The sequence below is a fragment of the Mesorhizobium loti R88b genome, assembly GCF_013170845.1.
Classification (GTDB): domain Bacteria; phylum Pseudomonadota; class Alphaproteobacteria; order Rhizobiales; family Rhizobiaceae; genus Mesorhizobium; species Mesorhizobium loti_B.
In genome coordinates, this window is sequence record NZ_CP033367.1 from 4,265,343 (window position 1) to 4,289,364 (window position 24,022).

The window sequence follows — 24,022 nt, forward strand, 5'->3', positions numbered from 1 at the left end:
TTTCGGCTCGGCCTGACCTGAATCTCAACGCACTCAGCACGGCTTGTGCATTCGCCAGTGCTGAAATTCCGGTCTAGAATAGGAAATCGGCTTCGTGTATGGAGCCGCCAACCCATATAGGGGTGGAATGGCGGGCGAGGGTGCTCGCCGGAAAGAGTTTTGGGTGCAGCGATGACGAAATGGTCGCCGAATTCGTGGAGAGCAAAGCCGATCAAGCAGGTTCCTGCCTATCCGGACCTTGCCGCGCTGAAGAGCACGGAAGCCCAGCTCGCCACATTTCCACCGCTGGTTTTTGCCGGCGAGGCGCGCAAGCTAAAGAAACAGCTGGCGGCTGTCGCAAACGGTGACGCCTTCCTGCTCCAGGGCGGCGACTGCGCCGAAAGCTTTGCCGAGCACGGGGCCGACAACATCCGCGACTTCTTCCGCGTCTTCCTGCAGATGTCGGTCGTATTGACCTTCGCCGGCGCACAGCCGGTGGTGAAGGTCGGCCGCGTCGCCGGCCAGTTCGCCAAGCCGCGCTCGTCCGACAACGAGACCAAGGGCGATGTGACGCTGCCGAGCTATCGCGGCGACATCATCAACGGCATCGAGTTCGACGCCAAATCGCGCATTCCCGATCCCGCACGCCAGGAGATGGCTTACCGCCAGTCGGCGGCGACGCTCAACCTTCTGCGCGCGTTCGCGCAGGGCGGCTATGCCAGCCTGGAGAATGTGCACCGCTGGATGCTCGGCTTCGTCGCCGACAGCCCGCAAGGCGAGAAATACGGCGCGCTCGCCAACCGCATCACCGAGACGATGGACTTCATGAAGGCCGTCGGCATCACCTCGGAAACCAACTATGCGCTGCGCGAGACCGATTTCTACACCAGCCACGAGGCGCTGCTGCTGGGCTATGAGGAAGCGTTGACCCGCGTCGATTCGACCTCTGGCGACTGGTACGCCACGTCGGGCCACATGATCTGGATCGGCGACCGCACCCGCCAGCCCGACCATGCCCATGTCGAATATTGCCGCGGCATCAAGAACCCGCTCGGCCTGAAATGCGGCCCGTCGTTGACCGCTGACGGCTTGCTGGAGCTGATCGACCTGCTCAACCCCGAGAACGAGCCCGGCCGGCTGACGCTGATCGCCCGCTTTGGTTCGGACAAGGTCGCCGACCATTTGCCGAAGCTGGTGCGTGCGGTGCATAAGGAAGGCCGCAGTGTCGTATGGTCGTCCGACCCGATGCATGGCAACACCATCGAGGCCGCCGGTTACAAGACGCGGCCGTTCGACCGTATCCTGAAGGAGGTACAGACCTTCTTCGAAGTGCATCGCGCCGAAGGCACGCATCCCGGCGGCATCCATGTCGAGATGACCGGCAAGAATGTCACCGAATGCACAGGCGGCGCGCGCGCCATCACGGCCGAGGAATTGCAGGACCGCTACCACACGCATTGCGACCCGCGTCTCAACGCCGATCAGGCGATCGAACTGGCCTTCCTGGTGTCGGATCTCTTGAAGAAGAGCCATCCGGTGCAGCACAAGCAGGCTGTGAACGGCTGATTTCAGCTTCTATTGGAATTGAAAAGCGCTGGAGAAATCCGGCGCTTTTTAGTGGCTGGTCAGCGCCAGATTAGCTGAGGCGCCGGCGACACGGGGACCGGCAAGACGGAAGGTGTCAGTCTTTCTTGTAGAGCAGCCAGCTCTTGCCGGCGCGGCCGGCCATTGTCGAATGCTTGGTGACGCGGTTGCGTCCGCTCACCTTCGAGCGGTAGAGCGCCCGGTCGGCCTTGGTGTAGAGGTCTTCAGGCCCCTCGGCCTCCGACGCCATGCAGACACCCATCGATACCGTCACGGTGCCGTAATTCATGCCGGTCTGGCTGCTGGTGAACGGCGTTTGCTCGATCAGGGCGCGAATCCGCTCCGCGATCTCGTAGGTGGCGTCTTCGCTGGCGCCCTCGATGATCAGCGCGAACTCCTCGCCGCCGGTGCGGGCCACGAACATGTCGCCGCGGATGCTGGTCTGGAAAATCTCGGCGATGATCTGGATGATCTTGTCGCCGACAGGATGGCCGTAGCGATCGTTGATGTCCTTGAAGCGATCGATGTCGGCAAGGATCAGGGCGTTGAACAGGATACCCTTGTTGCTGGTGTAGATCCTGGTGATTTCCTTGTCGAAGGCGCGACGGTTCCAGATGTGGGTCAAGGGGTCGGTGTCGGCCAGCCGCTTGTATTCCTCGAGCTTCGACTTGACGCTCTCAAGCTCGGCCGTCTTGTCGCTGAGCGTCGAGGCGACCTGCCGGCCGTGATCGATGGTCGAATTGGTGGCGACCGCCATGGCGTTGGCGATCTTCTGCAGAAGATCTTGGGAGAGCAGACTGCGATTGCTCAGGCCGCTCGATGTCTCGTCGAGGATCCTGCCGTATTTCTCGATGTGGCTGCGCTCGCTTCTCAACAACGAAGCGACGTCCTCTAGCTCCCTGGCGATGACGTCTCGGGCATGCTCGACGATGCTGGGACCATGGTTCTGGGCGAAGAAAGCGCGCCCGATCTTGTCCAGCTCGTCCTGTGTCGGCCGGCTGCTCAGCGCAAGGACAGCGAGGCTGAGCTCGCGATTGGTGCCGCTCAGGGCCTCGTAGAAGATTTCGTAGTTGCGCGGCAGGCCGAGTACCCCCAGCTGGCGCATGGTGGCGACAACAGCGGATGCAATATCGGTGTTTTTTTCGGTTGGGACGGCTGCCGGCTGCATGTCAGATTCACTCTTCCCCTGGGATCCCGACAGAGTTTGCGGGTTCCACTTGTCGCCGACATGGGGAAGGCTACCGACATCCCAGACCAATTTGCGAAGAGACGCGTCCCCACCCACGACCTTCGCTTGAAAGACCATAATTGCGGCAGCGCTAAAGTTTCCTTAATTCGCACGACATCCACAGGTTTTTCTCTACTTGTGGCTGTAGAAGCGTAAACTTCTGCACCATCGCCGCGGGACAACATCCAGTTTGGTGCCCTTGAATCCGAATTGCATGCATCGTGCTGCTGGAAATGAAACTGAATTTCGAATTTGTCACGCCAGTCGATGTCGCATTTGCTTGCGCGTAACCACCGCAAAGCTGGAATCCTGACGACGATGCTAGACAGGATTGCCCAGGGAGAGCCGGAATGAGCGACAGTCACCAGGGATCATGTCTGTGCGGAGCGGTGCGCTTCCGAACGAGTGGTGCGCTGCGCGGCGTCGTCTACTGTCATTGCTCGCAATGCCGCAAGCAGAGCGGACATTTCTATGCCGCGACCAATGTTGCTGACGCCGACATCGTGATCGAAGGCGCGCAAAGCATCACCTGGTATGAAGCGTCCGCCTTCGCCAGGCGCGGCTTTTGCAAGACATGCGGGTCGGTGCTGTTCTGGAAGCCAGGGGATCAGGACTATATTTCGGTCATGGCCGGATCGTTCGACAATCCCACAGGCCTCAAGGGCGACTGTCATATCTTCGTCGGCGACAAGGGCGATTACTACTCGATCGATGACGGGCTGCCGCAGTTTGAGAAATCAACGCCATCAATTCCGGTCGCCGAATGAATTTTGGACGAACCGCCTTATTCCATTGACCGGGTCATTGCTTTATCTCGTGCCGGTGATTCCGAACGGGGTTTGGGCATGCAGCGGCTGATCGATGCTTTTATCAATTCTGTGCGGGCGTTTCGCAAGCTGGCCGCCAGCGAGAAGGCATTCCAGCAGGAACTGATGCTGCTCGCGTTGGCCTTGCCGGCCGGGTGGTTCGTTTCGGTGTCGTGGCGTGGCTATGCCCTGCTCATCGGCGCGGTCCTGCTCCTGATCATGGTCGAGGTGCTGAACACCGGCATCGAGGCGGCCTGCGATGCCTTCAGCCGCGAGTTCAATGTCGACATCCAGCTGGCCAAGGACTGTGGCTCGCTCGCGGTGCTGATCTCGGTGGTGATCGTCGCCGGCGTCTGGGGCATTGCGCTCATCGAGCGGATCACGGGCCTACCGATTTAGCATCCCTGCTCCTACATGACAGTTACCAAAGGAAACTGTCATGTCCGAAACCGCCAATTTTCTGCTTCTCGAACGCCCAGGTCTACCGGATGATCTCCGCTGGCTGGTGCAAAAGTACCCGCGCGAAGACTGGCAAAGCCATGCCAACATCCACGGCATCGCCAATATGTGGCTGCAGCGGCACGACATGTTCCGCGAACTCGGCGGCATGCTGACCACGGGCATCGGCGATTATCGCGAGGGCAGGCTGACAGCGCCTGGCTTCGCGCAATGGTTCGCCCCGCGCCTCAACCATTTTCTCGGCAATCTCGACGGCCACCACAATGTCGAGGACCATCATTACTTTCCGGTCTTCGCCAAGGCAGAGACACGGCTGAAGCGCGGTTTCGAGATTCTCGACGCCGACCACCACACCATCCATGAAGGACTGGAGCGCAATGCCGAGGCGGCCAATGCCTTCATCAAGACGCTTCAGGAGAGCGAGGACAAACAGCGCTTCGCGGCGGATGCCTATGCCGACGAAAACAGCCGTCTGATCGCCATGCTGACCCGGCATCTCGCCGACGAGGAGGACCTGATCATCCCGCTGATCCTCGACCGGGGGGATCGGGCGCTCGGCATCGACTGACGATCAGCTCTCCTTGGCGCGCTCCCGCTTGGCGATGTGGCGAGCGATGAGCCAGGCAATGATCGCCACCGTCAGGCCGATGCCAAGCCCGATCAGCAACCGCTCGTGCCGCAGCAAGGCCTGGCCGACGAAGTGCTCGGCGCCCAGCCCGAAAACGTAGCCGATTGAGCTGAACAGCACGGCCCAGATCACCGATGAGATGGCGTTGAGGATGATGAAGCGCGGCATCGGTATGGTCGAAAGGCCGGCCGCGATGCCACCGACCAGGCGCATGCCGTAGACGTAGCGGTTCGACAGCACGAAGATATTGGGATGGGTGTTGAGCAGGCGATAGGCGCGGCGGAAGCCGGGCCGTCGGCGCAACCTGACGACATAGCGGTTGTCGGCGAAACTTCTGCCGAGGATGAAGAAGAACGTATCGCCGAGGAAAGCGCCCAGCGCAGCCGCGACAAAGGTCTGCCACAGCACGAAGACATGCTGGTGGGCAAAGAAGCCGCCGAGGATGGCGATGCTTTCACCTTCGGCGATGCAACCCAGGAAGACGGCAAGCAGCCCATATTGTTCGATGAAATGATGGATGCCTTCGGTCATGAAGCGGACTGCTGTTGCGACAGCCTTTCGTCGATCCGCTTGACCATCTCGGTCAGCTGCACGATTTCGTCGCGCATGCCGAGGATCTGGCCGTGGCGCAGTTCATCCAGCTTTTCGTGCAGCGCCATGATCTCGATCTCGGCCTTCAGATTGACCTCATAGTCGTGGGCGGCATCGATGCGGTCGCGCTCGGTCTGGCGGTTCTGCGCCATCATGATCACTGGCGCCTGCAGAGCAGCGACCATCGACAACACAAGGTTGAGGAAGATGAACGGGTAGGGATCGAAGGCATCGCGCGACAGCAGCCAGACATTGCCTGATGTCCACAGGACCAGAAAGACGAGGAAGGTCACGATGAACGACCATGAGCCGCCGATGCGGGCGATCGAGTCCGCGAGCCGGTCGCCGAAGGTCTGGTGAAAGGCGACGGCCTTGTTGGTGTCGCGAGTGATCGTGGTGCGTTCGAGGGTCGACTGCAGCACCCGGCTTTCGAGCACGCTCAGGCCGTCCGGCCGCCGCTTGAACCAGCGGTTTGCCAGCTCGTCGATTGTCTTGTTCATGGCCGTCTCCAGGGCTTGCCTTGCCATAAGACGTAGAGGCTGCTGGCCCGCACGGGAAGTGTTACATTTAAGCCGACAGCGAGGGACCGATGGCCGATTTCAAGAAAATTCGCCTGCGCGCGGCAAAACGCAAGGGCGGCGAGGTGGCGCTTGCCGCGCTTTTAGGCCCAGCGCCCGACAATGCCACCATCGCTGCAGTCACCGACGATCGCATTTTGTCTGTTATGGCGGAGCGCGTTTTTGCCGCCGGTTTTGTCTGGCGCGTCATCGAGCAGAAATGGTCGGGCTTTGAAGAGGCCTTTCTCCACTTCGAGCCGAAGCGGCTGTTGTTCCAGCCCGATGATTTCTGGCACGAACTGACTGCGGACAAGCGCATCGTGCGCAACCCCCAGAAGATCAAATCGGTGCGCGACAACGCGGCTTTCGTCGAGCGCGTGTCCAAGGAGAATGGCGGCTTCGGCAAATTCCTGGCCGACTGGCCCGCGGATGATCAAATCGGCCTGATGGCCTATCTCGGCAAGCACGGCAGCCGGCTCGGCGGCAATACCGGCCAGTATTTTCTGCGCTTCATCGGCTGGGATGCCTTCGTCATCTCGGCTGATGTCGGGGCAGCCCTTCGTGATGCCGGCCTCGATATTGCCGAAAGCCCGACATCGAAGAAGGACCTCGACAAGATCCAGGCGCAGATCAATCAATGGGCGGCCGATACAAGTCTGTCGCGCCGGCACATTTCGCGGATCCTGGCGATGTCGATCGGCGAGAACCGCTCGCCGGAGGCATTGCGCCAATATATGGGCGACGACTGATCGTCGGTCACCCGGCCGCGATCGACATTCGTCATTCTGTCTGGGTCTGAATTGGTCCAAATGATCGCCATTGCCCGGGCAATTCCGCCGCGCTAAACCGGCAGCCATGACCAAGAAGCTCGACATCCTGCGCATCGCGATCGCCCAGCTCAATCCGACTGTCGGCGACATATCAGGTAATCTCGCCAAAGCCCGCGAAGCGAGGGCGGATGCCGCCCGCCAAGGCGCCGATCTCGTGCTCTATACCGAGCTTTTCCTTGCCGGTTATCCGCCGGAAGATCTGGTGCTGAAGCCGGCCTTCCTGAAAGCCTGCGAAAAGGCCGCACAGGATTTTGCCGCCGATACAGCGGATGGCGGCCCTGGCGTCGTCATCGGCACGCCGCTGAAGCGCAAGAGCGGCACGCACAATTCGATTATTGTCGCCGACGGCGGCAAGATCCTGGCCGAGCGCTACAAGCTCGATTTGCCGAATTATGGCGAGTTCGACGAGAAGCGTGTCTTCCAGGCCGGTCCGGAACTGCAGGGACCTGTCAATTTTCGCGGCGTGCGGCTGGGCATTCCCATTTGCGAGGACATCTGGGGCGACGTTGCGGTCTGCGAGACGCTGGCTGAAAGCGGCGCCGAAATCCTGCTGGTGCCGAACGGCTCGCCCTACTACCGCACCAAGATCGACGTGCGCCATCAGGTCGTCATCAAGCAGGTCATCGAATGCGGCCTGCCGTTGATCTACGCCAACCAGCTCGGCGGCCAGGACGAGCTGATCTTCGACGGCGCGTCCTTCGCCATCGGCGCCGACAAGACATTGGCTTTCCAGATGAGCCAGTTCGAGGACGCGGTCGACGTCACCACCTGGAAACGCGGGGATGATGGCTGGGTCTGCTCGGAAGGGCCGATGTCGAAAATCCCGGACAAGGAGGAGGCAGACTATCGCGCCTGCATGCTGGGCCTGCGAGACTACGTCAACAAGAACGGCTTCAAGAATGTCGTGCTTGGCCTGTCGGGCGGCATCGATTCGGCGATCTGCGCTGCGCTTGCCGTCGATGCGCTAGGCGAAGAGCGGCTGCGCGCGGTGATGATGCCCTACCGCTACACCTCGAAGGATTCGCTCAAGGATGCCGAGGACTGCGCCCGTGCGCTCGGCTGTCGCTATGACATCGTGCCAATCTTCGAGCCGGTAGAAGGCTTTCTGCATGCGCTGACGCAGCTTTTCGAAGGCACCAAGGAAGGCATCACCGAGGAAAACCTGCAGAGCCGCGCGCGCGGCACCATCCTGATGGCGATCTCCAACAAGTTCGGCTCGATGGTGGTCACGACAGGCAACAAGAGCGAGATGTCGGTCGGCTATGCCACGCTCTATGGCGACATGAATGGCGGCTTCAATCCGATCAAAGACCTCTACAAGATGCAGGTCTACGCGCTGTCTCGCTGGCGCAACAGCCATGTGCCGCCGGGCGCGCTCGGGCCCTCGGGCGAGGTGATACCGAAGAACATCATCGACAAGGCGCCGTCGGCGGAATTGCGCGAGAACCAGACCGACCAGGATTCGCTGCCACCCTATCCGGTGCTGGACGATATCCTGGAATGCCTGGTCGAGAATGAGATGGGCGTCGATGACATTGTGGCGCGCGGCCATGACCGGGCGACGGTGACGCGCATCGAACATCTGCTCTACATTGCCGAATACAAGCGCCGGCAGGCAGCGCCCGGCGTGAAGATCACCCGGAAGAATTTCGGCCGCGACCGCCGCTATCCCATCACCAACCGTTTCAGGGATCGCGGCTAGATACTCGACTGCTTTGAGAAACCTTGGGGGCGTGCATGTTCATCAGCTATTTCAAGGGAACGCCGGAGTATCACATCGTTCGCTTCAGGAACGGCAAGATACGCGGACAGGGGCGCGGCATCAGCTTCTGGTACGGCACATTGGGCACCACCATCGCCATGGTGCCGGTGACGTCGCTCGACAATCCGTTCATCTTCACCGAAACCACGGCCAATTTCCAGGATCTGGCGATCCAGGGGTCGGTCAGCTACCGCATCGTCGATCCGGTGAAGGCGGCGGAAGGTTTTGATTTCAGCGCCAAGCTCAGCAATTCCGACATCGCCGGCGACGGCCGCGAGAAGATTGCCGAGCGCCTCGTGCTGGCCATCCAGAGCCGGGCGCGGGCCGTGGTGTCGAGCATGACGCTGGAGCAGGCGCTCGCCGAAGTGACGAAACTCGGCGGCAATCTGGCCGAATTGCTGCGCAGCGATCCGATCGCCGCGACGGCCGGCCTGTCGATCGAGGAGGTCCACATCACCTCGGTCCAGCCGACACCGGAAATCCGCAAGGCATTGCAGACGGAATATCGCGAGGCGCTGCAGCGACAGGCCGATGCCGCGATCTATGGACGCCGGGCCTGGGGCGTCGAAAAGGAGCGCGAGATCAAGCAGAGCGAACTGGCGACCGAGATCGAGCTTGCCGAACGCAACAAGCTGCTGGTCGATACCGAGGCGCGCAACAAGCTGACGCTGGCCGAGGCCGAGGCCAAGGCGCAGCAGCTGGAACTGACCGTCTATTCGTCGGCGCCGGCACACGTGCTGACGGCGATGGCCTTCAAAGCCTGGGCGGAAAAGGGTGGTTCGGTCGGCAATCTGTCGATCACACCTGACATGCTGACCAGCGCGCTGAGCCAGCTTTCCACGCCGAAAGCCGGAAGCTAGAAGTCCAGCATGGCCGGCGACCAGAGCGACAGGCCGATCGACCGGGTGATCGTCGTCACCCGCAAGACCGAACTCGAGGAGTTGACGGCGCGCTTCAACACGCAGGGACAGGCGCGCTTCTATCTCAGGCAGGCCGGCATGGATTTCGACCCGGTCAAGGCGGCGCACGATACCTATCACCAGGCGCTCGACCGGGTGATGGGCTCGCTTCCCCAAGGGCTCAAGCAATTGCGGCTCGACCGGGAATTGGTGCCGCAGTTCGAATTCGGTACCGATGTGGTGATTGCGATTGGCCAGGATGGGCTGGTCTCCAACACAGCCAAATATCTCCCTTACCAGCCATTGATCGGCATCAACCCGAACCCGGCGCTTTTCGACGGCGCGCTGCTGCCCTGGAATGCCGGCGACACCGAAACTGTCCTCGGACTCACACTTTCCGGCAAGGCAAAGCGCCAGGCCGTGGTGATGGCGGAGGCGCGCTCCAACGATGGAAGGCGGCTGATTGCCTTCAACGACCTGTTCGTCGGCGCCTCTACGCATGTCTCGGCCCGCTATGAACTGACCTATGGCGGCAGGACTGAGCGCCAATCATCGAGCGGCATCATCATTTCGACCGGCGCCGGCTCCACCGGATGGCTGCGCTCGGTCATGGCGGGCGCCGCCGGACTGGCGGCCGCCTATGGCGACACATCCGTGCCGACAGTGCCGCCGCAGGGCTATGACCGTGAAGGCGAGCAGCTGTTCTTCTCGGTGCGCGAGCCGTTTCCCAGCAATATTACGGGCGTTTCGCTCGTCCATGGTGTCATCACCCGCGACCGGCCGCTGGTCGTCTCTTCTCGGCAGAGCAAGGGCGGCGTCATCTTCAGCGACGGAATGGAGGTCGACTTCGTCGAGTTCAATTCAGGCACGGACGTGACGATCGCGATTGCCGATCAGAAGGCCTATCTCGTGGTTCCGTAATCGTGGCCTGTTGAACGCGTTGTTGCAAAATAACCTCAGTCCTTGGGCCAGATAGGCTTTTGGGCGTGAGCCCGTCTTGGCGATGCATCGGGGCGTCTCTATAAAGACCGTTCCGCGATTCATTTGCGGGAGGTCCGAATGGCAGTATTTGAAATGGTAATGCGAGGCCGCGAAGCCTAGGTCTCTACCGGCGCTCCGCGAAGGTCTGTCCTTCGCGCCGGAGCCGGTTTGAGCACAGGCTTATGCCGATGCCGGTCGCCGCCCGATTGCGGGCGTGACGCCAAAATATGCCACTCCGCTTCTGGGCAATCATTAGTCCTTGTGCGGCTTTTTCAATTTTCGACCTTACTGGGATCGGGCTCGTTTGCGCCCGAATGACATCATGGCTCGTTTCAAGATCGATTTGCGCGCAAGCGCCTTTCGCAGCGTTCTTGGTTTCACGTTCACCCATTGGCGGCGCCAGCCCTGGCGGCTTTCGCTGATCATGGCCGGTTTCCTGCTGTCGACGCTGGCCGATGTTTTGACGCCGCTCTATTCCGGCCGGCTGGTCGACGCCGTTGCCAGCAGCGCCGGCGCGGACGCCATTGCCTGGAATGCCGCGATGGCAGCGTTTTCCATCCTGATGGCGCTGGCGTTGGGCGGCCTCGTGCTGCGCAACCTTGCCTTCATGGGCATCGTCGAGCTGACATTGAAGATGATGGCGGATATCGCCGCCGACGCCTTCCACCGCGTCCAGCGCTTTTCCACCGACTGGCACGCCAACTCGTTTGCCGGCTCGACCGTGCGCAAGGTGACGCGCGGTATGTGGGCGCTCGATCTGCTCAACGACACCATCCTGATCGCGCTACTGCCATCGATCGTCATGCTCGTCGGCTCGACGCTGCTGCTTGGCTGGTTCTGGCCATTGATGGGCGCGGTCGTTGCCGCAGGTTCCGTGCTGTTCATCATGGTGACGGCGATGCTGTCGCTTGGCTATGTCGCACCGGCGGCAAGGCTCGCCAACACCTGGGACACGCGCCTTGGCGGCTCGCTGGCCGACGCGGTGAGCTGCAACGCCGTGGTCAAGGGCTTTGGCGCCGAGGAGCGCGAGGAGCGCCGCCTTGCCAAGGTGGTCGCCAAATGGCGTGCGCGCACGCGGCGCACCTGGGTTCGCGGCACCATCAACGGCACCACGCAAGGGTTGCTGCTGCTGGTGATGCGCGCCGCGGTGATCGGTCTGGCGCTGATGCTGTGGTCGTGGGGGCAGGCGAGCGCCGGCGATGTCGCCTTCGTGCTCACCTCGTTCTTCGTGCTGCAAGGCTATTTGCGCGATATCGGCACGCATATCCGCAATCTGCAGCGTTCGGTCAACGACATGGAGGAACTGGTCGATTTCCAGTCCGAACCACTCGGCATCGAGGACCGGCCCGGCGCCAAGCCGATCCGGATCACGCAAGGCGCGATCAGTTTCGACAATGTCACCTTCCACTATGGCAGCCATCGTACGGCGCTCTATCGAGACTTTTCGGTTGATATCGCGCCGGGTGAACGTGTCGGGCTCGTCGGTCACTCAGGCTCGGGCAAGACGACCTTCGTCAAGCTCATCCAGCGGCTCTATGACGTGAATGCGGGAAAGATCCTGATCGACGACCAGGACATCTCGCAGGTTGCGCAAGCGTCGCTGCGCGGGCAGATCGCGATCGTCCAGCAGGAGCCGATCCTGTTCCATCGGTCACTGGCCGAGAACATCGCCTATGCCAGGCCGAGTGCGACGCAAGACGAGATCGAGCATGCAGCTATGCTTGCGAGCGCGCATGACTTCATCACCAGCCTGCCGAAAGGCTATGGCACGCTGGTCGGTGAGCGCGGTGTGAAACTGTCGGGCGGCGAGCGGCAGCGCGTGGCGATCGCCCGCGCTTTCCTGGCCGATGCGCGCATCCTGATCCTGGACGAGGCGACATCGAGCCTCGATTCGGAATCGGAGGTGTTGATCCAGCAGGCGATGGAGCGGCTGATGGTCGGCCGCACCACGCTGGTCATCGCGCACCGGCTGTCGACGGTGCGGGCGCTCGACCGGCTGCTGGTCTTCGACCGCGGCAAGATCGTCGAGGAAGGCTCGCATGACGAGCTGATCCGGCTGAAGGGCGGTATCTACCGCCGCCTGTTCGAACGCCAGGCGCTTGAACTGACCAAGGGGCTCGTCATCTGACCCGAGATGGCCTCCGGCTTCGGCTGGAGGCCATGTCTATCAAGCGCTATCAGCATGAAATGTCCGAATCCCAGTCGCTCGGCGTTTGCTCGCCGAGCAGATCCGCGACGCCAGGCGGTATCCAATTCTTTTCCAGATCTTGAATTTTGAGACGCGCGTTTACGATACTGAGCGACACATGTTGTTTCAACCATTGATTGGTGTACGTTTATTCTAGGCAACCCAAGGACGACCGATGCGAATCCCGGGATTCGATCGATCAGCGCAGGATTTCGCCCTCCGGCAGACGACCTCCATAGGTTTCACGATGCAACTTGTTTCCAAAGTTACCGGTGTGGAGAAAGTGTTCGCGCCGGCGGTGCTGGACTCTCAGCATGGCTCGGTTCGGCCGCTTGCTGCCGAAGATCTCGAGCGCGTCGCCGCACTCTTCCTGACGAAGTTTCGCCGGCGGCGGCGCCACCTCCTCGATCGCGCGATCGCGGAGACGGCCGAGTACATGAGAAAGATCTACCTTGACCCTGCCGGCGGTGCGAGCAACGCTCTTGTCCAGATCACTCCGCAGGGTGATCTGGGTGGCTTCCTCGGTGTCCTGAAAGCCCGCTATGAGCTCAACGGAGCGGCATTGAATGCGGCGATCATTGGTCCGCTCATGGCCGACCCCGGCACCGATCATGGCTCGGCCGGACCGCAATTGCTGCGCGCCGTGCATCAAGGCGAATTCGATCTGCAACTGACGGATTCGGCCAACCGGGTATCCTTGGCCTTTGCGCGCCCGATGAAATACCAGCTCCTGCCGGCACATTGTCTGGGATGGACCCGCATTTTCCGCCCGGCCGCGGTGGCCTCCGCCGCAGTGCGCGGTAAATGGCCGGGCCTGTCTCGTTTCGTATTCGATCCTTGTGCCAAGGCATTCGACCCTTTTACGAGAAAAAGATTCGAGCCGTCCGTCCAGCATTCCTCGTCACACCGGGTCCATCACGAGCCGATGAATGCCGCGCAATTTGCGGAGCGATTGCCAACCGTCGTGTCGGATTACTCGCTTCGGCCGAATTGGCAGGAAGGCGAACTGCCACGGCTGCTCGCGCTGGCGGCCGAGAAGCGAGCGGACGGGCCCCTTCATTTCGGCGGGACCTACGATGAAGCCGGTAAAATGCTCGGTTGCTACGCGTTCTACGGTCAAGCCGGCGGCATCGCGAACCTGTTGCAAATCCAGGCTTCCGGATCCCACTGGGGCGCGACGCTTGATGCTCTGATCGCGGACGCGTGGACTATGGGCTGCGCAGGCGTCATCGGGCAGACGCAGATCCGATTCATGCCGCAACTCTTCAGCTACAAGAATGTCTTCTTCCGCTATGCCGGTGGAACGATGGTGCGCTCGCGTATCCCCGAAGTTGTGGAAGCGGTGCGTTCGGGCGATATCTTCATAGGCGGGTTGACAGGCGACCGCTGGACCCGCCTCAGTTCCGATGATTTCGGCCGCTGATCGCCTTCAATGATCTGAACTGATCGAACAGGCCATGCGTCTCGCATGGCCTAAGTCTTTTCATTGCGCGCTTCATGTTCTATGTGTGCCGACCGGCGCGGGGGCGCGTCTTGTCAATCACAAAAGCATCCGGTACGCCCCGCCCATGACAGTTACCGTTCGTTTCGCCCCATCACCGACCGGCCGCATCCATATCGGCAATGCGCGCACCGCTCTGTTCAACTGGCTGTTTGCCCTCAACAACAAGGGCCGCTTCATCCAGCGCTTCGACGACACCGACAGCGCGCGCTCGAAGCAGGAATTCGCCGACGCCATCCTCTACGACCTGCATTGGCTGGGCATTTTTCCAGACGCGACCGAATATCAGTCACGGCGCTTCGAAATCTACGACGCGGCAGTCGAGCGGCTGAAGGCGGCGGGTGTTCTCTACGCCTGCTACGAAACTCCGGAGGAACTCGATCTCCGGCGAAAAGTGCGCCGCACGCGCGGTCTGCCGCCCGTCTATGGCCGCGAGGCGCTGGCGCTGACGCGAGAGCAGGTGGCCGAGTATCAGAGCGACGGCCGTCGGCCGCACTGGCGCTTCCTGTTGCCCAATTTCACTGGGGATCCGCAGCAGCCGGAGCGCACCGAGGTGCATTGGAACGATCTGGTGCGCGGCGAGGAAACGGTCGATCTGGCCTCGCTCTCCGACCCGGTCCTGGTGCGCGAGGACGGCACCTATCTCTACACGCTGCCTTCCGTCGTCGACGACATCGAGATGGGTGTCAGCCATGTCATTCGCGGCGACGACCATGTCACCAACACCGGCGTGCAGATCGCCTTGTTCAAGGCGCTGGGCGCCGAGCCGCCAGTCCTCGGCCACCACAACCTTTTGACCACCGTCTCGGGCGAGGGGCTGTCGAAGCGCACAGGCGCGCTCTCGATTGAAAGCCTGCGCGAGGACGGCATCGAGCCCATGGCCGTCGCTTCCCTGGCAGTGCTGGTCGGCACTTCGGAAAATGTAGCGGCCGCGCATGATTTGGGCGAACTCGCCGGTCATTTCGACCCGGCCGCAACTTCGAAGTCGTCGGCCAAGTTCGATCCGGACGAGCTTTTCGTGCTCAACCGCGTGCTGCTGCACCATATGCCGTTCGACGAGGCGCGAGACAGGCTGATGGTGCTTGGCATCTCCGGCGAACAAGCCGAGCCGTTCTGGCTGGCGGTGCGCGGCAACCTCGACCGACTTGCCGATGCAGTGGGCTGGTGGCGTATCCTGCGCGAGGGGTCACCGGACAGGCCGGAGTTCTCCGACGATGATCGTGAGTTCCTCGGACAGGCGTTCGATCTGCTGCCGGAGGAGCCCTGGAATGGCACGGTCTGGAAGGACTGGACCGGCAAGATCAGGGAAGCGACCGGCCGCAAGGGCAAGGGGCTGTTCATGCCGCTGAGGCTTGCCCTTACTGGACTGCCTTCGGGGCCGGAGCTTGCAGATTTATTGCCGCTGATGGGTCGGGAAGGAACGTTGGCCCGACGACCCTGACCTTGCGCTGCTCCGGCGGCAAGGCGGACACGGGCGACGTGACCGGCTTGGCGGACAGCCGCTTGATGGCCTCGCGGTCGAGCCGGCCTTCCATATTGGCCAGGGTTTCCGGGTCCGCGCCGGGATCGGGCTTCGAGGCCGGCACGGGAATAAGTGGCGCTGCCTCGGTTTCGGGCTGCGATTGCGACGGATTTGGCGGGTTGCCGCCAATGATCTGGAAATTCTGTGTGGCGGCGTTGCAGCCGCAGGCCGGCGGTCGCGGCATGTTGGACTGCTTGTAGAGATAGGCGGTCGGCAATTCGCTGTAGGGCCTGCCGGTGACGGACGACGTCATCGATGCCGAATCGTCGTCCATCCCGCGCGAATAGAAGACCTGCATCTCAGTGCCGGGGCAGCTCGATTCGCAATTCTTCTGGTCGCGTTCGAAGTCGCTGACGGAGGCGGCGTTCGACATGGGGAAGAAATAGCCGTCGCAGGTGCGCACGCAACTGGTGTGGAACTCGCCGCCAGTGCTCGGAAAGTCCGGAATGCCGGGCTGGTTCAGGACACGGCGGACGTCGCGTTCCTCGCCGGGGTCATCTGGCTGGTCAAGCGTGTCGCTTTGCTGGCTGCCATTACCGAAAAGCTGGTCGAAGAGGTTTGCGTTGCCGTCGTCTCCGCGGTCCGCTTCCTCCAGCGGTGCGCGGCGCGGCGCGGCTGTGTCGTCACGGCAGCCATTGGCGTCGAGCGCAGCCAGGATGCGGCCACGGTCGCGGCGTGAGCCGCCGCCGGCGATCTGGGCACGCTTGGCCTGCAGACTGTCGAGATTGGCGTTCATGCGGTCCAGGGTGGCGTTGAGCCCGGCGCATTGATTGATGTTGCGCGAAAACAGCGAAAACCCGCAACCGGAGCTATTCGCCTGGCCGCGCGCCTTTGAGATCTGTTCGCGCTGCCGGTCGATCGCGGCATCGTATTTCCGGATCATTGCCGGACCACCGCCACCGCCGCGCGAGGCGGCGGCAAGATCGGTCTCCAACTGGCGGCAGGCTCGCGAGGCGGCCTGTGGTTCGCTGATGGTGGCGCCGGACAGCAGCAGGCCAAGCAGCATGGCAGCATGCGCCCGCTTCAACCCTCCGCTTGTCATCCGCCTCAAATCCCGCTTGCCTGTGGTCGCCAAGCTACCCCGTACGCGGTTAATCGTCTATTTCGGATGCGGTCCGGTTGGTTGTCAGAACTTGTAGTTCATGCCGATCTTGACCGTATTGAACGTGTTGTCGAAGGTGGTGCTGGAGTTGGCGCCATAGTCGATGGTCTGGTCGCGCAGGTCGACATATTGATATTCGACCTTTGCCGACCATTGGTCCGTGATCGCTTGCTCCAGTCCCGCGCCAATGGTCCAGCCGACCTTGGTGTTCTTCTCGGAAAAGCTGTTGAGGGGACCGTCGAGATACTGGTTTTCGACGCTTCCGTAAGCGAGGCCACCGGTGCCATAGATCAAGGTACGATCGAACGCGTAGCCTGCCCTGGCGCGAAGCGTTCCATACCAGTCCACCTTGGTGTCGTAAGTATCGCCTCCGCCGACATGTATCTCGTCGGAGTGTCCCTTGATGTCGGCTCCGGAAAAATCGGCTTCGACGCCGAGAACAGCGGCGTTGATCTGGTAGTTGTAGCCGACCTGCAAGCCGCCCAGGAAACCGTCGGTATCGTAGTCCTGTGAGCCTCGGATTGTTGGGGTGTTCGGCAAATTGTAAGCCGCGTCGGTCTTTCCGAAACCATAGCCGATTTGCCCGCCGACATAGACGCCGGACCAGTCATGGACGGTTGCGGGCTCGGCACCGATGGCGTCCGCAGCCAGAGCTTGTCCGCTGATCAGGGACAGCAATGCGGATGCTAGCAACAGGCCCTTCATGACGTCCTCGCCGTCAAATCACAGGGGTGACCATATCAGATCGGGCTTGCCTGTAAAATCCGCTTCCGCCAGCACCGAATTTCCGCAATCGCAAGTTGCCGGACCGCAACACCCGATTTTTGAAACGAAGTGGTTGCCGGCAAATCTGCCGGAGCCGTTTCAGCTGAGATTGACGACTGCCTGCGCCTTGTGTGCGGCCTCGACCACCGCCAGCGCCGTCATGTTGACCACGCCGCGAGATGTGACCGAAGGCGTCAATATGTGCGCCGGCATATCCGTGCCGAGCAGGATCGGCCCGACATGCAGCGCGTCCATCATGGTTCTAAGCGCGGTCAAGGTAATGTTGGCCGAGTCCAGATTGGGGAAAACCAGCAGATTGGCTTCGCCCTTCAGCCTGGAGTGGGGATAGACGCGCTGGCGCAGATGCTCGGACAGAGCGGTATCGGCATGCATTTCGCCATCGCATTCGAGCTCCGGAGCGATGCGCGCCAGGATCGCCGCCGCCTGCCGCATCTTCAGCGCGCTTGGCGAATCGCGCGAGCCGAAATCCGAATGCGACAGAAGCGCCGCCTTCGGTTCAATGCCGAAGCGCTGGATTTCTTCAGCCGCCAGCACGGTCATCTCGGCGACCTCCTCAGCCGTTGGGTCGACCGAGACGTGGGTATCGGTGAGGAAGATGATGCCTCGCTGCGAAATCAGCATCGACAGTGTCGACAGGTCATGGTCCTTGATGCCCGGGCGGGGGCCGATGATCAGCGTCACGTTGCGCAGATGCCGCTCAAAGCGTCCTTCGAGGCCGCAGATCATGGCGTCGGCATCGCCGCGCTTCAGTGCCAGTGCGGCGATCACCGTGTTGTCGGTGCGCACCATGGTGCGCGCCGCCTCAGTCGTCACGCCGCGCCGGCCGGCGAGCTCGATCAGCAGATCGACATAGTGGCGGTAGCGCGGATCGTCCTCAGGGTTGATCAGGCCGAAATCGACCCCCGGCTTGATGCGCAGGCCGTAGCGCTTCAGCCTGACTTCGATGACGTGCGGACGGCCGATCAGGATCGGTTCGGCGATGCCTTCCTCGAGCACAACCTGGGCGGCGCGCAGCACGCGCTCATCCTCGCCATCGGCATAGATAACGCGCTTGGCGCTCGATGCCTTGGCGGATGAGAACACCGGCTTCATCACCAGGCCGGAACGGAAGACGAAGCGGTTGAGCTTGTCGATATAGGCGGCGAAATCGGTGATCGGCCGTGTCGCCACACCGGTGTCGCAGGCTGCCTTGGCGACGGCCGGCGCGATGCGCAGGATGAGCCTGGGATCGAAGGGCGAGGGGATCAGGAATTCGGGTCCGAAGATCGGCGTCTCGCCCGAATAGGCACGTGCGGCGACGTCCGAAGGCTCTTCGCGGGCAAGGGCCGCGATGGCCCGCACGGCCGCCATCTTCATCTCTTCGTTGATGGCACTGGCGCCGCAGTCGAGCGCGCCGCGGAAGATGTAGGGAAAGCACAGGACGTTGTTGACCTGATTGGGAAAATCGGAGCGGCCAGTGCAGATCATGGCATCGGGGCGGGCGGCGCGCGCCTCTTCCGGCATGATCTCCGGATTGGGGTTGGCCAGCGCCAGGATCAACGGTTTTGGCGCCATGTGCTGGAGCAGTTCAGGCTTCAGCACGCCGGCTGCCGAGAGGCCGAGGAAGACGTCGGCGCCCGGAATGACATCGGCCAGCGTGCGCGCCTCAGTGTCTTTCACATAGGGATCTTTCCAGCGGTCCATCTCTTCGACGCGGCCTTCGTAGGCGACGCCGAAACGGTCGGTGACCCAGATGTTTTCAACCCGCACGCCGAGCGAGACCAAAAGATTGAGGCAGGCAAGGGCAGCCGCACCCGCTCCTGATGTGACGACCTTGATGTCCGATATGGTCTTGCCTGCGAATTCCAGACCGTTGAGCACCGCGGCGGCGACGATGATCGCGGTGCCATGCTGGTCGTCGTGGAACACCGGTATCTTCATGCGCGCCTTGAGCTGTTCCTCGACCTCGAAGCATTCAGGTGCCTTGATGTCCTCGAGGTTGATGCCGCCGAAGGTCGGCTCCAGCGCCGAGATCGTCTCGACCATGCGCTCGATCCCAGGGGCGTCGATCTCGATGTCGAAGACGTCGATGCCGGCGAATTTCTTGAACAGGACGGCCTTGCCTTCCATCACCGGCTTGGAGGCCAGCGGGCCGATATTGCCAAGGCCGAGCACGGCCGATCCGTTGGAGACGACACCAACCAGATTGGCGCGCGCCGTGTAGTCGGCGGCGGTTGCTGGATCGTCGCGGATTTCCAGGCAAGGCGCGGCGACGCCCGGCGAATAGGCAAGCGCCAGGTCGCGCTGGTTGCCAAGCGGCTTGGTTGCCTGGATTTCGAGCTTTCCCGGCCTCGGATACTTGTGGAAGTAGAGCGCGGCTTCGTCGAGGTCCGAACGTGCCGTTTTCTTGTTCTCGCCTTCCATGCGGCCCCTCCTCGAAATCTGCCCGAAGATTCCTTTTAGCACGCAGCCCAGCTTTTTCACGATGCTAAATGACGCGCCGGCGGCTTTACCTGCCGGCGCATATAAAATAACAGTTTATCAGATGCTTAAGAGGATTTGATGGCTGTTTGATGCAGCTGTTTTACCGACAAGTTGATCAGAAAGCACTGACGTAGAGACCGCCGTCGACCGGTATGTTCTGCCCGGTCAGATAGCCGGCATGGACTGAACAGAGGAAGGCGCAGATCTGGCCGAATTCCTCCGGCGTACCGAGCCGCTTGGCCGGCACATCGGCACTGATGCGGGTCTTGCGCGCGGCGGCCGCAGCCGGATCTTCTGACGTGCCCGCCTCATGCGGGCCACGCAGCCGGTCGGTGTCGAGCTTGCCCGGCAGAAGGCTGTTGATCGTCACGTTGCGGTCAATCACCGTTCGCGCCACGCCGGCGAGGAACGAGGTCAGTCCGGCGCGCGCACCCGACGACAGGTCGAGACCAGGGATGGGAACATAGACCGACAGCGAGGTGATGTTGACGATGCGGCCGAAGCCGCGCTTGGCCATGCCGTCGAGGACGGCCTGCACCAGCTCGATCGGCGTCACCATGTTCTGGGTGACGCCTTCAAGGATCTTGGTGCGATCCAGTTCGCGGAAATCGCGCAGCGGCGGGCCGCCATTGTTGTTGACCAGGATATCGGGTTCAGGACAGGCGGCGAGCAGCGCCTTCTGCACTTCCGGCCTTGAAACGTCGCCGACGACTTCCGTGACCGTCACGCCGTAGCGCTGGCGCAGCTCCGCCGCGGTTTTGGCGACCAGTTCGGCATTGCGACCGTTGACGACGACATCGCAACCGGCCTCGGCCAGCGCGATGGCGCAGCCTTTTCCAAGCCCCTTGCTCGAAGCGCAGACGATGGCTTTCTTTCCGCGGATACCGAGATCCATGACGATTTCTCCTGTGATTTGGCCGGCAAGCTAGTCCTTAGGCTGGACCAATCGCAACCGTCATACGGTTGTTGCATGAATCGGGGCATAGCCTGCTCGAAAGCAAGGGTGAAATCGCGATGTCAGGCCAAGAGCCCCGCACTTTCCGCAGCATGTTCATTTCCGACGTCCATCTCGGCTCGAAGGCGGCCAAGGCCGAGTTCCTGATCGATTTCCTGCGGTACCACGACGCCGACATCATCTATCTGGTCGGTGACATCGTCGATGGCTGGCGGTTGCGGCGCAGCTGGCACTGGCCGCAAAGCCACAATGACGTGGTGCAGAAATTGCTGCGCAAGGCACGCAAGGGCGCCAACATCACCTATATCGCCGGCAACCATGACGAGTTCGCGCGCCAATTCCAGGGCGTGCATTTCGGCGGCATCGTCGTTGCCGACCGCGCCATCCATGAAACAGCCGACGGTAAGCGCATGCTCGTCATCCATGGCGACCAGTTCGACACTGTCGTCCACAATCAGCGCTGGCTCGCTTATCTCGGTGATCATGCCTATGACGCGGCGATGATCGTCAACCGCGTGGTGACGCGGCTGCGCCAATTGCTCGGCCTGCCTTACTGGTCGTTCTCATCCTGGGCCAAGGTCAAGGTCAAGAAGGCGGTCAACTTCATTGGCTCGTTCCAGACCGTGTTGACCGAGGAGGCCCGTCGCTCGCATGTCGACGGCGTGATCTGCGGCCATATCCACCATGCCGCGATCGAGAATTTCGATGACGTGCGCTACATCAACACCGGCGACTGGGTGGAAAGCTGCACCGCCGTGGTCGAGCACTTTGATGGCCGGATGGAAATCCTGACCTGGGCGCAGGTGCTGCCTGAGTCGCTGGACGAGCCTTTCATCCCGATGCTCATCGAAGATCGCGTGGGGCAGGCGGCCTGACGCGAACGTCGCGACGACTTTAAGCGTTGATCGATTGGTCCAGCCGGTTTCGCCCGGTTTTCCGCCATGTTAAGGGATCGATCACCGTCGCCGGCCAGTCATGCGCGGCGTAATTGGATCGATTCATGTCCCTGCCGCCGCTTTCGCCAGAACAGCTCGTCAAGCCGCGCCATTTCGAACTGCGCATGAGTCTGATTTTCGGCACGCTGTTCATATCGCTCGGCACGCATCTGCCCTATTTCCCGCTCTGGCTGCAGGCCAAGGGGTTTCACGCCGAGCAGATCGCGGTCATCCTGGCGGCGCCGATGTTCCTGCGCGTCGTGGCGACGCCGCTGCTGACGACGCTCGCCGATCGGGCGAGTGACCGCGCCAATGTCTATGTCGCGCTGGTGGCAGCCTCACTGTTGCTCTCGGCGGGTTATTTCCTCACACCGACCTACGCGATGGTGCTGGCGGTCTCGCTGGCGCTGACCATTGTCTGGACGCCACAATCGCCGATTGCCGATTCGCTGGCGCTTTCGGGCGTGCGCCGCTTCGGCTCGAATTACGCCAGCATGCGCAAATGGGGTTCGATCTGCTATCTCTGCGCCAATGTCGCGGGCGGCTTCATCCTGGCGGCCACCGGCCCTCAAGCCGTTCCGGTGATCATATTCCTCGCCCTTGGCGCGGCACTCATCGCCGGGCTGCTGGCGCCGCGCATGGGGCGGCCGCGCAAGGCTTCGCCGCTGTCGGCCACGGAAATCCAGCACGCGGCGCCCAGCCTGTTCAATGCCTATTTCCTCTATTTCACCTTTGGCGTCGGCACCATTACCGCCAGCCACGCCTTCCTCTACGGCTTTGTTTCCATCTATTGGAAATCGATCGGCATCAGCGATTCCGTCGTCGGCCTGTTGTGGGCTTGGGGCGTCGTGTCCGAAGTCTGCATGTTTTTGTTTTTCAATCGCATTTTCGCCTCGGTGTCGGTCGTCAAGGTGATGGTGATCGCCGGCATCGGGTCGATCGTGCGCTGGATCATCTTCCCCCTGATATGGCCGCTCGGCCTTGGCATCGCCGGCTTCTTCGCCGTGCAATCGCTGCATTCGGTGTCTGTCGCCATGGTGCTGATCGGCCTGCAAAGAATGATCGCTGAAACCGTCTCCGAAGAGCGTACCGGTGCCGCGCAAGGCATCGCCTATTTCTTCAACGGCTTCTTCATGGCCGCCGTCACGCTTGCTTCCGGCCCGCTTTATGATCGTCTCGGCGTCGACGGGTTCCTGGTGATGATCCCGATTGCGATCGTTGGACTGGTGCTGATCGGGCTTGCGGCGCGCTCAGCCCCAAAGCGCCCGGTCCGGGGGTGAGACGAGCGAACCCTGGTAGACGAGACCCGGCACACGGTCGCGGGCAAGCAGCAGCGGGCCGTCAAGGTCGACGAAATCGGCGTCCTGGGCGAGCAGGACCGCCGGCGCCATCGCCAGCGACGTGCCGACCATGCAGCCGACCATGATTCCAAAACCCAGTTCGCGGGCGCGGTCGCGCAGCACGAGCGCCGCCGTCAGTCCGCCCGACTTGTCGAGCTTGATGTTGACGGCGTCATAGAGACCAACCAGCGTTTCCAGGTTCTTCGCCTCATGAACGCTTTCGTCGGCACAGATCGGCACCGGATGCCCGATGTGGCGCAGGATTTCGTCTTGGCCCGCGGGCAGGGGCTGTTCGACGAGCGCAATGCCTTGCTGCGCGGCAAAAGCGAGGTTTGCGACGATGTTGTCGTCTGTCCAGCCCTCATTGGCATCAAGGATGATTCGGCTCCGGGGTGCCGCCTGTCTGACAGCCTGGATGCGGGCGACGTCGTTGTCGCCGCCGATCTTGACCTTCAGCAACGGCCGGCTGGCGTTGGCGCGGGCCTGTGCCGCCATCGCTTCGGGTTCGCCCAGCGACAATGTGTAGGCGGTTTCGAGTTGTTGAAGAGAAGCCGGCCAGATTGCGTTCGCCACCGGGGTGCCACTGATCTTGGCTTCAAGGTCCCACAGCGCACAGTCAACGGCGTTCCGGGCAGCTCCCGCCGGCATGGCGTCGAGCAGGGCTGTCCGGTCGATGCCACCGCCGATCCGCTCGCGCATGGCCTCTATCGCGGCACGCACGCCGTCCATGGTCTCGCCGTAGCGTTTATAGGGAACGCATTCGCCGCGCCCGCTATGACCATCCTGGCTGATCGTACAGGTGATGATTTCGGCCTCGGTCTTGGAACCGCGCGAAATGGTGAAGGTGCCGGCGATCGGAAAACGCTCGGCCTCAACCGAAATGACACGCGCCATATTTTTCTGCTCCGGCTATGCGACAAGCGTGG

At 61.8% G+C, this 24,022-nt stretch carries 21 protein-coding genes; 13 read left to right on the forward strand and 8 right to left on the reverse strand.

Going from position 1 to position 24,022, the window contains the following annotated elements; genetic code table 11:
- The first annotated feature begins 171 nt into the window (after positions 1-171).
- Positions 172-1,545, forward strand: coding sequence for a class II 3-deoxy-7-phosphoheptulonate synthase (locus EB235_RS20755; RefSeq protein WP_027029170.1), 1,374 nt, complete (start codon positions 172-174; stop codon positions 1,543-1,545).
- A gap of 115 nt (positions 1,546-1,660) precedes the next feature.
- Here EB235_RS20755 and EB235_RS20760 read toward each other — a convergent pair whose 3' ends face one another.
- Complete coding sequence (locus EB235_RS20760) at positions 1,661-2,731, reverse strand: diguanylate cyclase (protein WP_027029169.1); 1,071 nt, start codon at positions 2,729-2,731, stop codon at positions 1,661-1,663.
- Between the two features lie 410 nt (positions 2,732-3,141).
- Between EB235_RS20760 and EB235_RS20765 the strand changes: the two genes are divergently transcribed.
- The 3 genes from EB235_RS20765 (at position 3,142) to EB235_RS20775 (ending at position 4,624) form a co-directional block, all read left to right on the forward strand.
- The gene (locus EB235_RS20765) at positions 3,142-3,558 is read left to right on the forward strand and encodes a GFA family protein (protein WP_027029168.1); all 417 of its coding nucleotides are present in this window, start codon (positions 3,142-3,144) and stop codon (positions 3,556-3,558) included.
- Positions 3,559-3,636: 78 nt separating this feature from the next.
- Positions 3,637-3,996 carry a diacylglycerol kinase gene (locus EB235_RS20770; RefSeq protein ID WP_027029167.1) on the forward strand — a complete coding sequence of 120 codons (360 nt, stop codon included), beginning with the start codon at positions 3,637-3,639 and terminating at the stop codon, positions 3,994-3,996.
- Between the two features lie 40 nt (positions 3,997-4,036).
- Complete coding sequence (locus EB235_RS20775; protein WP_027029166.1) at positions 4,037-4,624, forward strand: hemerythrin domain-containing protein; 588 nt, start codon at positions 4,037-4,039, stop codon at positions 4,622-4,624.
- Between the two features lie 3 nt (positions 4,625-4,627).
- Here the strand turns inward: EB235_RS20775 and EB235_RS20780 are convergent, their stop codons facing one another.
- On the reverse strand, positions 4,628-5,215 hold the full coding sequence (locus EB235_RS20780; RefSeq protein ID WP_027029165.1) for a DedA family protein: 588 nt from the start codon (positions 5,213-5,215) through the stop codon (positions 4,628-4,630).
- Positions 5,212-5,775 (reverse strand): DUF1003 domain-containing protein, encoded by a 564-nt coding sequence (locus EB235_RS20785; RefSeq protein ID WP_027029164.1) that lies wholly within the window; start codon positions 5,773-5,775, stop codon positions 5,212-5,214. The genes EB235_RS20780 and EB235_RS20785 overlap by 4 nt, the downstream gene beginning before the upstream one ends.
- A gap of 89 nt (positions 5,776-5,864) precedes the next feature.
- Between EB235_RS20785 and EB235_RS20790 the strand changes: the two genes are divergently transcribed.
- From EB235_RS20790 to EB235_RS20820, 7 genes are all read left to right on the forward strand, one after another.
- Positions 5,865-6,581, forward strand: coding sequence for a DNA-3-methyladenine glycosylase I (locus EB235_RS20790; RefSeq protein ID WP_027029163.1), 717 nt, complete (start codon positions 5,865-5,867; stop codon positions 6,579-6,581).
- A gap of 106 nt (positions 6,582-6,687) precedes the next feature.
- Positions 6,688-8,364 carry an NAD+ synthase gene (locus EB235_RS20795; RefSeq protein ID WP_027029162.1) on the forward strand — a complete coding sequence of 559 codons (1,677 nt, stop codon included), beginning with the start codon at positions 6,688-6,690 and terminating at the stop codon, positions 8,362-8,364.
- Between the two features lie 35 nt (positions 8,365-8,399).
- The gene (locus EB235_RS20800) at positions 8,400-9,284 is read left to right on the forward strand and encodes an SPFH domain-containing protein (RefSeq protein WP_027029161.1); all 885 of its coding nucleotides are present in this window, start codon (positions 8,400-8,402) and stop codon (positions 9,282-9,284) included.
- Between the two features lie 9 nt (positions 9,285-9,293).
- Positions 9,294-10,244: a hypothetical protein gene (locus EB235_RS20805; protein WP_027029160.1), complete on the forward strand. Its 951-nt coding sequence runs from the start codon at positions 9,294-9,296 to the stop codon at positions 10,242-10,244.
- Positions 10,245-10,626: 382 nt separating this feature from the next.
- A complete protein-coding gene (locus EB235_RS20810; RefSeq protein WP_027029159.1) occupies positions 10,627-12,432 on the forward strand; it encodes an ABC transporter ATP-binding protein in 1,806 nt (601 codons plus the stop codon).
- Positions 12,433-12,739: 307 nt separating this feature from the next.
- Positions 12,740-13,915: a hypothetical protein gene (locus tag EB235_RS20815; protein WP_027029158.1), complete on the forward strand. Its 1,176-nt coding sequence runs from the start codon at positions 12,740-12,742 to the stop codon at positions 13,913-13,915.
- Between the two features lie 145 nt (positions 13,916-14,060).
- Complete coding sequence (locus EB235_RS20820; protein WP_027029157.1) at positions 14,061-15,434, forward strand: glutamate--tRNA ligase; 1,374 nt, start codon at positions 14,061-14,063, stop codon at positions 15,432-15,434.
- On the opposite strand, the gene EB235_RS20825 is transcribed toward EB235_RS20820, so the two are convergent.
- The 4 genes from EB235_RS20825 to EB235_RS20840 all read right to left on the reverse strand — a co-directional run bounded on the left by EB235_RS20825 (position 15,352) and on the right by EB235_RS20840 (position 20,761).
- On the reverse strand, positions 15,352-16,557 hold the full coding sequence (locus EB235_RS20825; protein WP_027029156.1) for a DUF2865 domain-containing protein: 1,206 nt from the start codon (positions 16,555-16,557) through the stop codon (positions 15,352-15,354). The genes EB235_RS20820 and EB235_RS20825 overlap by 83 nt on opposite strands.
- A gap of 84 nt (positions 16,558-16,641) precedes the next feature.
- On the reverse strand, positions 16,642-17,322 hold the full coding sequence (locus tag EB235_RS20830; RefSeq protein ID WP_027029155.1) for an outer membrane protein: 681 nt from the start codon (positions 17,320-17,322) through the stop codon (positions 16,642-16,644).
- 159 nt (positions 17,323-17,481) lie between these two features.
- The gene (locus tag EB235_RS20835; RefSeq protein ID WP_027029154.1) at positions 17,482-19,806 is read right to left on the reverse strand and encodes an NADP-dependent malic enzyme; all 2,325 of its coding nucleotides are present in this window, start codon (positions 19,804-19,806) and stop codon (positions 17,482-17,484) included.
- A gap of 175 nt (positions 19,807-19,981) precedes the next feature.
- Positions 19,982-20,761 (reverse strand): SDR family oxidoreductase, encoded by a 780-nt coding sequence (locus EB235_RS20840; RefSeq protein WP_027029153.1) that lies wholly within the window; start codon positions 20,759-20,761, stop codon positions 19,982-19,984.
- Between the two features lie 119 nt (positions 20,762-20,880).
- Between EB235_RS20840 and EB235_RS20845 the strand changes: the two genes are divergently transcribed.
- Positions 20,881-21,696 (forward strand): UDP-2,3-diacylglucosamine diphosphatase, encoded by an 816-nt coding sequence (locus tag EB235_RS20845; protein WP_027029152.1) that lies wholly within the window; start codon positions 20,881-20,883, stop codon positions 21,694-21,696.
- A 125-nt stretch (positions 21,697-21,821) separates the two neighbouring features.
- On the forward strand, positions 21,822-23,036 hold the full coding sequence (locus tag EB235_RS20850; protein WP_027029151.1) for an MFS transporter: 1,215 nt from the start codon (positions 21,822-21,824) through the stop codon (positions 23,034-23,036).
- On the opposite strand, the gene dgcA is transcribed toward EB235_RS20850, so the two are convergent.
- The gene (gene dgcA / locus EB235_RS20855; RefSeq protein WP_027029150.1) at positions 23,007-23,990 is read right to left on the reverse strand and encodes an N-acetyl-D-Glu racemase DgcA; all 984 of its coding nucleotides are present in this window, start codon (positions 23,988-23,990) and stop codon (positions 23,007-23,009) included. The two genes, EB235_RS20850 and dgcA, sit on opposite strands and share 30 nt — an antisense overlap.
- Positions 23,991-24,022 lie beyond the last annotated feature (32 nt).